This window comes from Synergistaceae bacterium, from assembly GCA_031267575.1.
Taxonomy (GTDB): Bacteria; Synergistota; Synergistia; order Synergistales; family Aminobacteriaceae; genus JAIRYN01.
Genome location: JAIRYN010000052.1, coordinates 1 through 12,442 on the forward strand (window position 1 = coordinate 1; position 12,442 = coordinate 12,442).

13 protein-coding genes and 4 tRNA genes are annotated in these 12,442 nt (G+C 52.7%); 6 read left to right on the forward strand and 11 right to left on the reverse strand.

The annotated features are described in order from the left end of the window. Positions 1-230, forward strand: a 230-nt coding sequence (locus LBJ36_08495) for a site-specific DNA-methyltransferase (GenBank protein MDR1379078.1), incomplete at its 5' end; no start/stop codon positions are given. Positions 231-353: 123 nt separating this feature from the next. Here LBJ36_08495 and LBJ36_08500 read toward each other — a convergent pair. From LBJ36_08500 to LBJ36_08545, 10 genes are all read right to left on the reverse strand, one after another. After that, positions 354-428: transfer RNA gene (locus tag LBJ36_08500), tRNA-Gly, on the reverse strand. A 12-nt stretch (positions 429-440) separates the two neighbouring features. Next, positions 441-516, reverse strand: a tRNA-Phe gene (locus LBJ36_08505). A gap of 21 nt (positions 517-537) precedes the next feature. Next, positions 538-614 (reverse strand) — tRNA-Asp (locus LBJ36_08510). Positions 615-630: 16 nt separating this feature from the next. Then, positions 631-702 (reverse strand) — tRNA-Val (locus LBJ36_08515). Between the two features lie 571 nt (positions 703-1,273). Then, a complete protein-coding gene (locus tag LBJ36_08520; protein ID MDR1379079.1) occupies positions 1,274-1,462 on the reverse strand; it encodes a transposase family protein in 189 nt (62 codons plus the stop codon). A 348-nt stretch (positions 1,463-1,810) separates the two neighbouring features. Continuing rightward, a complete protein-coding gene (locus LBJ36_08525) occupies positions 1,811-3,037 on the reverse strand; it encodes an ABC transporter substrate-binding protein (protein ID MDR1379080.1) in 1,227 nt (408 codons plus the stop codon). Between the two features lie 93 nt (positions 3,038-3,130). Beyond that, positions 3,131-3,850, reverse strand: coding sequence for an ABC transporter ATP-binding protein (locus LBJ36_08530; protein ID MDR1379081.1), 720 nt, complete (start codon positions 3,848-3,850; stop codon positions 3,131-3,133). Beyond that, positions 3,847-4,725 (reverse strand): ABC transporter ATP-binding protein, encoded by an 879-nt coding sequence (locus LBJ36_08535; GenBank protein MDR1379082.1) that lies wholly within the window; start codon positions 4,723-4,725, stop codon positions 3,847-3,849. Before LBJ36_08535 ends, LBJ36_08530 begins: the two co-directional genes overlap by 4 nt. Then, on the reverse strand, positions 4,722-5,774 hold the full coding sequence (locus LBJ36_08540) for a branched-chain amino acid ABC transporter permease (protein MDR1379083.1): 1,053 nt from the start codon (positions 5,772-5,774) through the stop codon (positions 4,722-4,724). The genes LBJ36_08535 and LBJ36_08540 overlap by 4 nt, the downstream gene beginning before the upstream one ends. A 24-nt stretch (positions 5,775-5,798) precedes the next feature. Continuing rightward, complete coding sequence (locus LBJ36_08545) at positions 5,799-6,686, reverse strand: branched-chain amino acid ABC transporter permease (GenBank protein ID MDR1379084.1); 888 nt, start codon at positions 6,684-6,686, stop codon at positions 5,799-5,801. A 372-nt stretch (positions 6,687-7,058) separates the two neighbouring features. Here LBJ36_08545 and LBJ36_08550 point away from each other — a divergent pair, with 372 nt between their 5' ends. The 5 genes from LBJ36_08550 to LBJ36_08570 all read left to right on the forward strand — a co-directional run bounded on the left by LBJ36_08550 (position 7,059) and on the right by LBJ36_08570 (position 11,523). Then, positions 7,059-8,084 (forward strand): 3-oxoacyl-ACP synthase, encoded by a 1,026-nt coding sequence (locus tag LBJ36_08550; GenBank protein MDR1379085.1) that lies wholly within the window; start codon positions 7,059-7,061, stop codon positions 8,082-8,084. 37 nt (positions 8,085-8,121) lie between these two features. Continuing rightward, the gene (locus LBJ36_08555) at positions 8,122-9,438 is read left to right on the forward strand and encodes a hypothetical protein (protein MDR1379086.1); all 1,317 of its coding nucleotides are present in this window, start codon (positions 8,122-8,124) and stop codon (positions 9,436-9,438) included. A gap of 18 nt (positions 9,439-9,456) precedes the next feature. Further along, positions 9,457-10,275: an alpha/beta hydrolase gene (locus tag LBJ36_08560; GenBank protein ID MDR1379087.1), complete on the forward strand. Its 819-nt coding sequence runs from the start codon at positions 9,457-9,459 to the stop codon at positions 10,273-10,275. 51 nt (positions 10,276-10,326) lie between these two features. After that, positions 10,327-10,758 carry a MaoC family dehydratase gene (locus LBJ36_08565; protein ID MDR1379088.1) on the forward strand — a complete coding sequence of 144 codons (432 nt, stop codon included), beginning with the start codon at positions 10,327-10,329 and terminating at the stop codon, positions 10,756-10,758. 114 nt (positions 10,759-10,872) lie between these two features. Further along, positions 10,873-11,523: a TetR/AcrR family transcriptional regulator gene (locus LBJ36_08570; protein MDR1379089.1), complete on the forward strand. Its 651-nt coding sequence runs from the start codon at positions 10,873-10,875 to the stop codon at positions 11,521-11,523. A 26-nt stretch (positions 11,524-11,549) separates the two neighbouring features. Here the strand turns inward: LBJ36_08570 and LBJ36_08575 are convergent, their stop codons facing one another. Beyond that, positions 11,550-12,398 (reverse strand): SDR family oxidoreductase, encoded by an 849-nt coding sequence (locus LBJ36_08575; protein ID MDR1379090.1) that lies wholly within the window; start codon positions 12,396-12,398, stop codon positions 11,550-11,552. Positions 12,399-12,442 lie beyond the last annotated feature (44 nt).

A 12,442-nucleotide genomic window follows, 5' to 3' on the forward strand; every position in this document is an offset into this window, starting at 1 on the left:
TACATTTTTCGAACAGTGAACATCATGGCCACCCGACAGAAAAGCCTTTGGCGCTTTTCGAGTGGTTGATCCGCGCCTACACCAACGAAGATAACTTGGTTTTGGACCACTGCGTCGGAAGCGGAACCACAGCGGTCGCCGCGGAGAGATTGGGACGGCGCTGGCTGGCCGTCGAGAAAGAGTTGGAGTACTGCACCATCGCGAAAAGAAGACTGGAGGAAAACGGTTGATGAAAAGGGGGAAGGGCGGGGGCTCTCTTCCCTGCTTTTTTTATTTTGTTATATTTGTTATAAAGGTGTTATAACGAAAGAAAAAAGGGCTTACGCTCATCTGCGTAAACCCTTGGTATTACTTGGAGCGGAAGACGGGATTTGGACCCGCGACCCCAACCTTGGCAAGGTTGTGCTCTACCCCTGAGCTACTTCCGCGTTTAAATTACCTGGTGGCGGGACCCAGAATCGAACTGGGGACACGCGGATTTTCAGTCCGCTGCTCTACCATCTGAGCTATCCCGCCTCATCCTGCTATATTTCAAAATGGCGGGGCCGACGAGACTCGAACTCGCGACCTTCGGCGTGACAGGCCGACACTCTAACCAACTGAGCTACGACCCCGCATTTTTCACACAAATGGGCGAAACAGGGTTCGAACCTGTGACTCCCTGCGTGTAAGGCAGGTGTTCTACCACTGAACTATCCGCCCTTAAACATAGTAGAAGTATACCCGTCTATTCCTTTTTTGTCAACATTGCAGTCACCCCCTGTAGGGCAACAGCATTTACTTTTGAGTAAAAAGAATCTTCGACAATACATCCTGCTTGAGAGCGGCTTGAAGTATCTTTTTTCTGGCCTCGAGTTGTTTGCGTCCGAGGCAGGCCTTCTTAGTCAAAAACAGCACGCTTTTCCGTAAAACATTCATGTTTAGCTCATATCCACTGTGATTATATTTTCCTCTACATCAATTATGTCCAGAAGCATGTCCAGAAGTTCTGGCGCGACAGTTATTTCGTTCGTTTTCTCATCAACCTTTATCTGACCCAACGTTATCCGGTTTTCCACAACTCATGAGCTGACAACATGGTACGCTTTATGGTCGGCATTGCCGCTCCCACGTATCGTTTTACCATCGATATTTATAATGGAGCTAGATTGATGACTCTCTCCAATCCAGTTATTGAGGAACTTCGATAACTCGTCGGGTTTAGGCCTCCCAAAACGCGCTGGAATGTGTCACTGTTCGGTATTCTATTGGACAATTCGAGAAAATCACGCAGTCATTCTTTCCGTTTCTTGGCAAACTCCTCCATATCGGCAAAATCTTCTCCCAGACAAATTGTTGACGGCAAACCGAGGATTTTGCTGATTATGATGATTATGTTCTCAAGCTTGTGACGAAGATTCCCGTATGCCCAGCGAGGATCGCCAACTACTGCTAGTGCTTTTTTCAATTTTTGTATATTCATTACCTAATTCTGACTCTTCCTCAGCCAAAAGTAAATGCTCTTGCCCTGCACCTCTAAAACCTGTTCGTGGAATGAAGTAATCAAGTGGTATCACGCGCTAACCATGTGAATGGCTTTTTTTTTCTTAGGCAGAATCAAAAGATTTATGAAAAGTTTCGCCATCAATAGCGATAACTCCTAAGATTTTTTCAGCTAAATCTTGTGTCCAAGCAGTAAAATACCTAAAAAAATCTGTCGGAGAAAGCACAGAACGGGAATTAGACCTGATATCTGTTGTTTACCCTGGGGCCAACTCCAAAAGAGCGGCCCCTTATTGATAAGATTACAATTTCGCTACAAAATTACCGGCTATTTGGCGAGCAGAGCCTCAATGCTGGTGAGAGGCGCCACAACTTCCCAGCCGGATTTCCATTGATCGGAGGCAGGAACGGCCTTGGAGAGGTTCATTTCCTGGGTTCCACGACGCCTGCCGTTAGCGTAGTCGATAACACCGCCAAAGGGATTTTTAATAGGTCCGCCGTTTTCCAGAGTCTTCATGTAATTCTCCCATGTGATGTCCTGACCCGTGATGCGACGCAATCCCTCGCAGAAGAAACACCCTGCGACCCAACCGGTCTGGGCATATGTATTCATCGCGTACTGCTCCGGTGCCCATTTGACATAGAGGTCCAGCGCGCCCTGATCATCGTAGGCCACCCACCCCAAGCCGTACACGTCGAACTTGCTCTTGATATCGTTGACAATAGCACTGCTCATAGCGATGTCCACGTTGACATAAGTGGTGACGCAATCCTTGTTGACGCTCTGAGCGGCCAGCTCTTTCACGATGGTGGGCATAGTGCCCTGAATGGACGCCACGATAATGAAGTCCACCCCCGCGTTCTTGATGGAAGTGACCGTCGCCGACACGTCCGCCGTGCCTGCCGTGACCTGCTCGGCCACGAACTCGATGCCGTCCATCTCCTTGATCTGATCCGTCGCGCCCCGATACAGGTTCATGCCCGCGTCGTCGTTGGTATAGATGATTCCCACTTTCTTGGCCCTGAAACGACCTGTGGCGTAAGCCGCCATGATGCGCCCCTCGGTGATATAGAGAGGCTGTACCGGGAAGATGTTGTAACCCTCAGCGTTGGTTTTGGCGTTGTCGGCGTAAAGTTGACCGATACCAGTGGCGAAATAAACGGCCGGAATGCCATACTCCTTCAGATCCTCTACAGTGGCTGCCACCACGGGGGTGCCAAAGTGCCCGACGATAGCGAAAACTTTTTCATCCTCCACCAGGTTTGCCAGAGCCGCTTTGCCCTTGGCTGGGTCAAATTCGTCATCGGCGATGTGGTTGAAGATGATTTGACGCCCGTCAATGCCGCCTTCCGCGTTCACCATCTTCAGGTAGGCCTCTATACCCGCCAAAAACGGCACACCAACAGGAGCATAGGGGCCGGAAGTCGCGGCGGAGTTCCCTACCACTACCTTGGAGTCATCGGCGCCCTGAGAGTAGTTCACGGCCAAAGCTTCCCCACAAAGGAGCAATCCCACAATCGCTACTACAGAAAGCATAGTAAACAACCTTTTCATCTTATTTCCCTCCCGATCTTGAGATATGTAGATATAGTAACCATTGCCCATTTGTCGTGTTGTCGCGCAAACGACAAACACAAAGGAAAATCACTAGACAGAGCCCAGGTAAGCCTCCACCAGCCGGGTGTCCCGTATCAGTTCAGAGGCAGGGCCGTGTATATTGATCTCCCCTACCTCCATAACGTAAGCGTAGTCGGCGATCTTTAAGGTCTGCAGCGCGTTCTGCTCTACAATCAACACCGTGGCGCCCTCCTGTCTGATCTCGCTGATAATGGCGAAAATATCTCGCACCACCAGGGGAGCAAGCCCCAAAGAAGGTTCGTCCAGCAGCAAAATCTTTGGGTTGGCCATCAAAGCTCTGGCCATGGCCAACATTTGTAGCTCGCCACCTGAAAGAGTGTAACTCATCTGCTTTTTCCGTTCTTGCAAACGTGGGAAGAATCGGTAACAGCGTTTGAAACCCTCTTCGATCACTTTTTTGTCGCGCACTGTGAAGGCGCCCACCTTCATGTTTTCCTCCACCGTCATATCGCCAAAAATCTGGCGCCCCTCAGGGGACTGGGCGATGCCCAGGGCGGCTATCTTCTCGGCGTCCATATTCGTGATGTCTCGTCCGTAACAGGTTATCTTGCCGCTCGCCGCGGGGTTCAGACCGGAAAGCGTCCTTAACGTGGAGGTTTTGCCCGCGCCGTTAGCCCCCAGCAGCGCCACGATTTGCCCTTCCAGCAGATCAATATCTACGCCCTTCACGGCCTCGATCGCCCCGTAGCGCACTTTCAGTCCCTTCACGCTCAAAGCGATTCCGCTCATGCCTCTTCCTCCCCAAGATAAGCCTCCTGCACCAGCTTGTTACGCTGAATTTCCCTCGGCGAGTCGCAGGCCAAAAATTTGCCGAAGGAAATGGCGCAGATTCTGTCACACACTCCCATCACCAGACGCATGTCGTGCTCCACCAAAAGAATGGCGCAGTGATATTCATCCCGCACCTGACGAATCACCCCCGACAAGCTGTGGGTTTCGGTATCATTCAAGCCCGCCGCCGGCTCATCCAAAATAATCAACCGGGGTTTCGCCATTAGGGTACGGGCCAGCTCGACTTTCTTCAAAACACCATAGGGCTGTCCACCCGCCGGCAGATCTTTCCGGTCCGCGATGCCCAAAAATTCCAGAGCTTCCTCCGCCTTCTTTCGGAAAAGCCGTTCTTCCCTCCGGGCCTGAGGTAACTTGAAGGCCTGTGCGAAGATCGTGCTCTTGAAGTCGATATGCGCCCCCACAAGGACGTTATCCAACAACGAGAGTTCCTTGATGACCTCCACGTTCTGGAACGTGCGCGCCAGACCCAGCCGGATGACGTTGTGCACAGGGTAATCGATCAGGTTCACCACTTTTTCCACTTTTTCCGCTTTTTCCGTGTTTTCGTCGCCGACGCGGAAAAACACGTTGCCCTCGTCAGGCTTGTAGAAGTGAGTGATGCAGTTGAAGACCGTGGTTTTACCCGCGCCGTTAGGACCGATGAGCCCAAAAATCTCTTTTTTACGCACGGCGAAGGTCAGATCGTTGACAGCCTTGAGACCGCCAAAGCTGATGGACAAGCGCTCCACCCGCAATACCTCCTGGTCTGTTAGGGTGTGGGTGGTCTCCTGGGGAGCCGCGCCCAAATTCATGAGGGGATCGTCCATACTCATCCTACTTTCCTTTCCCTAGAGGGCGCGCGTCTGAACTTTTGCAGAAATCGCCTCGACAGGTGCCACAGCCCAGAGATTCCCTGAGGCGCGAACATGATGACCACAATAATGAGAATGCCGTTAAAAATGTAAGGCAACCCGTTGATGCCGCCTAGAACTGGAATGTTCTTCAAGAAGATATCCGGTATCCCCCACACCACAAAGGCGCCCACCACTGTACCGTAGATGGAACGGAACCCTCCGATGACCACGGCGGCCAGCACATATAGCGAAAGGTTCAGATTCCACACGGAGGGATAGGAAAATTTGATGAAGAACACGTACAACACGCCGGAGAGCGCCGCGTAAGCCGTGGCCAGGGAGAAGGCGACGAGGCGGTACTTCAGCAAGTTGATGCCCATAGCTTGAGCCGCTACTTCGCTGCCTCTCATAGTGTGGAGCGCGCGGCCTATCTGGCCGTTCACTAGGTTGTGAGTGAGAATCATCATCAAGATGAGAAACACCACCAACAAGATGAAGGTCCCGCTGCGGGTGAACGAGTGCCCAAAGATGACGGGATAGGAGACGCTCTTGCCCTGCATACCTCCCGTTATGGCGTCCACTTGCTCAAAGCTCTTCAGCAGGATCTCCGACACGCAGAGAGTGGCGATAGCGAGATAAATACCCTCGATGCGCAACGAAATGAGCCCCACTATGACGCCTATCAGGGTAGGAATGAGAACTGCGGCCAAAAGAGCCGCCCAAAAGGACATGCCCAAATCCTTGACAATATAGGCCGCAATATAGGACCCCAACCCCATGAACCCCGCCGTCCCCAGCGAGATGAGCCCGGAGTAACCCAGCAGCAAGTTCAGCCCCAAGGCAGCCACCGCGTAGATCAGCACGTTTCCAATGTAATTTAACGTGCTGTTTCTCATCAGGCCCATGTTCGAGAGCTGCGGCAGACCGGCCAGGAGAAGCCCGAAAACAACAAAACGCAGATAGGTGTTGCGCCAAACCGCCGCGACGAACCCGCTTTTGCCTCCAGGAGTCGAATGGATATCGTTCATAGAATTTCCCCCTCAGGCCTTTTTCTAGACCTTTTTGATGAATTTTTGGCCGATGATTCCGTTAGGGCGAAAGATAAGGAAAATCAGAATGAGAAGGTACATAATTTGCTCGCCCCATATGGAACTGACGTAATACACAAGCAAATTGCGTCCCACTCCTATGATATAGGCACCCAAAACCGGACCATAGAAAGACTGGAACCCGCCCAGCACGCAGGCAAAAAGGGCGTTGACCTGCACGGGGTTCATCAAGACTGTGGTCACCGTGGTGGTGGGGGCGATCATTACCCCCGACAGGCAGCCCAAGATCCCCGCCAAGGCCCAGGCCGTCAGCGTTACCTGCCGGGTGGGCACGCCCATCAGGCGGGCCACAGGCTCGTTGGATGCTGTTGCACGTATGGCGAGACCCATTTTGGTTTCCTGAAGCACGTAAAACAAAATTCCCATGATGAGCAGTCCCAGGCTGATGTTCAAAATGGCGTTGTAGGAGATGGACGCTCCCCCAAAAGATAGATCTCCGCTTTGTATGAAGCGAGGCAGCAGCAAAGGAGCCACCCCGAACATCATGGGGGCCAGTCCAAGGAACACCATAATAAGCCCCAGGGTGATGATCTGTTTACCCACCGGCGACACCTTTTTCGTCCGGCGAATGATCAGTACGTCCACCAGGAACCCGGTGAACACGGCGGAGACGACTCCGCACAGAGTGGAAAGCCACAGAGGCAGGCGCAGAGACAAAAACGCGTAGGTGACCACAAAAGTGCTGAACATGCCCATGGACCCCTGAGCGAAATGCGTGATAACGCTGGTGCGATAAATGATGATGATGCCGAGCGCGGCGAGAGCGTATACGCTGCCCGTCTCTAGGCTGCGCGTGAAAAGCTGCAGGATGGTACCCCATTCGTTGCCCACAATATCCGCCCCTCTCCAAAGACATAAGCCTCTGATGATGACAGCTATGTCATTAAAACCGAAAAAAATTATGCTCTGTCAATTCAAATAAACTTAGAGAAACTGGAAAGTTTGAACCCATTATAATTGTAATTTCGCCGCTTGGCAAGAAGTTTTCCGATCTCTTGAGATAAAGAAATTTCTTTGATATACTTATAATTGACGGGATGACATGCTTGTCATACTTGTCATATTTAATCGACATTCAAAACGTCCATAATATTGACATTTATACTTTTTTATACTTAATGTTTTTATACTTGTATTTATACTTGTTACTTGTTACTTGTTACTTGTTACTTGTTACTTGTTACAGAAAGGAGATTTTGCAGGGTGAAAGCTAAAAATGTTGGCATTGTGGGTCATGGTTTGTATTTGCCTCAATCGATCATGACCGCCAAAGAAATATCGGAGGCGACTAAGGGCATTTGGAGCGAGGAGGCCGTCAGAGATAAGCTGGGGATTGTCAAAAAAACCATCCCGGGCCCGGAGGACGGCACCCAGGAGATGGGGGCTCGCGCCGCGCAAGACGCGCTGAATCGCGCCAGTCTGGACCCGAAGGAGATCGACGTGATTCTCTGCGTGGGCGAGGAGTGGAAAGAATACCCCCTCACCACCTCAGCGCTTTACATCCAGGACAGAATCGGCGCCGTGAACGCTTGGGGCATCGACGTGGCGAACCGCTGTTGTACCACCTGCGCGGCCATTAAAATGGCGAAGGACATGCTGATCGCCGACGACGAAATCCGAACCGTCCTAATCGCCGGCGGGTACCGCAATGGCGACTTTGTGGACTATACCGACAAAGACATGAGCATGATGTACAACCTAGCGGCTGGCGGCGGCGCGCTGATTCTGCAAAAAAACCTGGACAAAAACCTGGTGCTGGGAAGCCACGTTATGGCCGATGGCTCCCTGGCACGAGACGCGGGTGTCGAGATCGGCGGTATCGCGGTACCGTTCACACCTGACAACGTGGAAGAAGGCTACAAATCCCTGCGCCTGCTGAACGCCCCTCATATGAAAACACGCCTGAACGAGGTCAGCGTCTCGAATTGGTACCATTGCATCGACGAGAGCCTCCGCAAAAGCGGCGGCCTCACTCGAAAGGATATTGATTACCTCGCCATCCTTCACTTCAAACGGAGCCAGCACTTGGCGATGGTCGCGGAGCTGGGTCTCACGCCGGAACAGACCTTTTACTTAGAAGACTACGGCCATATGGGACAGATCGACCAGATTCTTTCCCTGTCCCTGGGACTGGAGCACGGCAAGGTCAAGGACGGCACCCTTGTGACCATGATAGCCGCCGGCATCGGGTACGTGTGGGCCTCTACCTGCGTGCGCTGGGGCAAATAAGCGAGTCTAAGCGAGTCTAAAAGGAGCGATAGCGATAATGATATTCGACTACAGCGCGAAGAAAATTTCTGTGGAACAGGCTCTCGCTATGGTGAAGTCGGGTGACAACATCACCGTGGGCATGGCCGCGGCCGAGCCAAAGGAGTTCCTAACCAACCTGCACCACATAGCGGATCGCGTGGAGGATGTGACCGTCACCAATTGTCTGTCCACCGTCCCGGGCGAATACCTTTCAGAAAAATATTTTGAGCGCGCCTTCAAGCTGGATAGTTGGTTCTACTCCCCACCTCTGCGCAAACTGCACAAAACCGGGCGCGTCTCCTTCATTCCCAACCATCTTCACTTCGCCGGCACCAAGCGCAACTATCACAAAAAAACAAACATTTTCATCAGTTCAGCCTCCATGCCGGAGGAGACCGGCCGCGTCCGCTTCTCCGCCGGTAACGTGTATGAGGAGGAAATCGCCAAACATTCCGACGTGGTCATCCTGGAAATTACGCCGGGAGCGCCCCACAGCTTCGGCGAGAACTACCTGGAGTGGGATGATGTGGACTACGTGATCGAGTGTGACTACACTTTGCCCACCATTCCAGACGTTCCCCCCAACGAAAAAGACCAAAATATCGGCAGGCATATTGTGGATCTCATCCACGACGGGGATTGTGTTCAGGTGGGGATCGGTGGTATCCCCAATGCGGTCTGCGAATTTTTGAACGAGAAAAAAGACCTGGGCATCCACACCGAAATGATGACCACCGGCATCATGAAGCTGATGAGACAAGGTGTGGTGAACGGCAGCAAAAAGCAAATGGACCTTGGGAAAGTGGTGTGCGCTTTCGCCCTGGGCAGCCAGGAGATGTACGAGTTTATGAATGATCACCCGGATATTCTGGTAAAACGGGGCAGTTGGGTCAATGCTCCCCACGTCATAGCCCGCAATGACAACCAGGTCAGTATCAACACGTCGGTGGAAGTGGATTTGACCGGTCAGTGTTGCAGCGAAAGCGTGGGCCCCACGCAGATTTCCGGAACCGGCGGTCAGAGCGACACGGCAGTGGGCGCTCAGGACAGCAAAAACGGGCGCAGCGTCATCGCGCTTTACAGCACGGCGCTGCTGAAGAACGAGACCACGGGCGAGAAAGAGGAGGTTTCGAAGATCGTGCCGACGCTCAGACAGGGCGCGGCCGTTTCCCTTTCTCGCAACGACGTGGACTGGGTCGTCACCGAATACGGCGCGGTAAACCTGAGGGGCTCCACCATCCGTGAGCGCGCCGAGCTTCTGATCTCCATCGCGCACCCCAAGTTTCGGGAAGAATTGCGTGCCGCGGCGCGAAAATCGCAATATTGGCTGTAAGCCTGGGAGGATCTTGTCATGGCGACCTTTCGGTATGAGGAGCGGGATCTGTATTACGAAGACATGGGCAGCGGCGAACCCTTGCTGGTCTTAAACGGGGTCTTCATGTCCTGCGAATCCTGGAAACTCTTCGAGCGCAGATTTACGGAGAAAAACCGTCTTTTGTTGCTGGACTTCCCAGATCAGGGCAAAAGCGCGAAAATGGACCGGGAGTACACTCAGGACCTTCCGGCGGGGGCGGCGGGGGCTCTCATAGAACATCTGGGATTGAGCTCCGTGAATCTGGCGGGCATCAGCTACGGCGGTGAAGTGGCCATGAAGCTGGCCTCCCTTCGCCCGGAAAAAGTAAAGCGCCTGGTTCTCGCCAACACGACCGCCTATACCTCTCCTTGGCTACGGGACATCGGGCATTCCTGGGAGTACGCCTGCAAGAGTTACGACGGCCACCAGTTTTTCAAGACCTGCATCCCGATTATCTACTCCCCTTGGTTTTACGAAAAAAATTACGAATGGTGCGCGGCCAGGGAGGAAACGTTCGTCAAGACCTTCGCTCCGGAGGTGTACGACTCTTTCGCGCGATTGATTCGCAGCGCTGAGTTTCACGACGAGCGTGAGAATCTGCGTAAAATAACGGCTTCCACCTTGGTTATTTCCTCCGAATACGACTATGTGACCCCGCTCTGCCAGCAGCGGGAGCTGGTGGATCTTATACCCGAAGCTGTCGGACATGTGGTCATCGAGGGGTGCGGTCATGCCTCGATGTACGAAAAGCCGTCGGAGTTCGCTTCCCTGCTTCTCGGTTTCGTCAATGGCTCGGCGGAAGTACGCGTAGCCTGAAATAGCGTCTAAAATAAAACCTGAAATAAAGGCAAGAAAGGAGAATAAAATATGGGAGTTATTCGATACACTTTTTCCGAGCTTGCGATAGGAATGAAGGATTCGCTGGCGCACACGGTCACTCGTGAAGACGTTCAGCAATTCGCGGATTTGACGGGGGACCGTAACCCTCTCCACGTGGATGAGGAATTCGCGCGAAATTCTATATTCGGGAAGCCTATCGCCCACGGGATGTTCGGAGCCGGCTTCATCTCCGCCGTGCTGGGCCTGCGGCTTCCCGGTCCGGGCAGTCTGTACATGGATCAGTCCCTTCGATTCAAAAAGCCCGTTTTTATCGGGGACACGATCACGGCCACCGCCGAGATAACGGACCTCAACCCCGAAAAATATCAAGTGCGCCTGTCGACGATCTGTACTAACCAAGAGGGCGCGGTCGTTATCGAAGGCGAAGCGTTGTTACGTTTCAAAATTTTGGAAAAATAAGATTTAGGCGGTATCGCGGGTTGGTATAACATGGACTTTGCGCTATACTGTTTTAGATTTACTTTGAAAAAATTGAAAAAATAAATTGAAAAAATAAACGCAAAGGAGCCAGCAATGCCGACTCGAACATTCCGCAACCTGGCAGTGGAAAAACAGGAAAAAATTTTACAGGCTGCCATTAGAGAATTCAAGCAGCGCAACGTACAGGAGGCGAACCTCTCCAACATCGTCAGCGCGGCCGGAATTTCTCGCGGTAGCCTGTATCAATACTTTTCAAACAGGGAAGATATGTACGTCTATATTTTCGACACTTTGCGCGCGCGGCGCGCCGAGTACGTAAAGCCCGCCTTCAATCTGTATAAGAAAGCGCCTTTCATCGAGTTTTTCGAGGCCTTTTACTTGCGCGACAGCGAGTTTTTGCTGATGCACCCGGACCATATTGAGTTGGGTAAACAACTATACAGTCATGCTCACGGCGTTTCCCGTGGACTGATCCAGCGTCAGCAAATCCAATACAAAGAATCCTTTCTCATCGCCATCGAGTTCGACAAGGAACGAAATATCATTGCGCCCGATATCGACTCCTCCGCCTTGGCCGAGTTGTGCGTGCATTTTGTCACCGACATCTTCATCTTCCATAGCGTGACGAGCCAGCTTTCCATGGAAAATATCCGCCGGCATGCGAGCAAGACCCTGTACATCATCAAAAACGGCATCACCCTGCGGAACGCGTTCCCTTTGGACAACCAATCGAGCCGTCAATGAATTATCAATTAGTCATTAATGAGCCGTCAATACTTAGTGTCGAAGTCCCAGGGCGCGCCGCCGGCCAAACAGCCGCCGTCGATGTGGACCATCATCCCGGACATGTACGAAGACGCGTCGGATGCCAGCAGAAGGGCGGTTCCCAGTATTTCCTCCGGTGTGCCAGGGCGCTCCATCGCGATACGTTCCTTCAGGTAACGGCTCCGCGTCGGATGCTCCCAGGTCACGGTGGTCAGGGGGGTCAGGATATGGCCGGGCGCGATGGCGTTGGCACGGATGCCGAACTTTGCCCACTCCACCGCCATTGAGCGGGTCAGCGCGGTGAGGGCGCTTTTTGTCGCGCCGTAGACGCCGCATCCCCCCAACATCCCCACGGAGTTGTGCGACGCCATGTTGATGATGTTACCCTTCCCCGCTTTCCGCATGTGTTTCGCGACCTTCTGGGAGATGAAATACAGCCCCTTCAGGTTGATCTGCATGATGCGGTCGTAGGTGCTTTCCTCCACGTCAAGCAGGCCCTCGCGTTTGTTGATTCCCGCGCAGTTGAACAGGACGTCGATCCGCCCGTGTTTCTCCACCACCCGTTCCACGCAATTCTGGATGTCGTCCATGCGCGTAAGATCAAGGACGAACGAAGAAACCTCCCTTCCGCTCTCTGATTCGATTTCTGATTCTGATTTGATTTCTTTCTCCAGTTCCGCCAATTTAGCGGCGTCCATGTCACAGAGCGCCACGGACGCACCAGCGTTGGCGAAGCCTTTGCAAAGGACGCTGCCGATTCCTCCGGTCGCGCCTGTAAAAAGAATCACTTTTCCGTCGAGAGAAAAAATCTTCTCCAGATATACCCCCACGGACGGGCGTCCTGAATCCGCCAACCCTACCACTCCTATCTTATCCTACCTATCTTTTCCTACCGTTC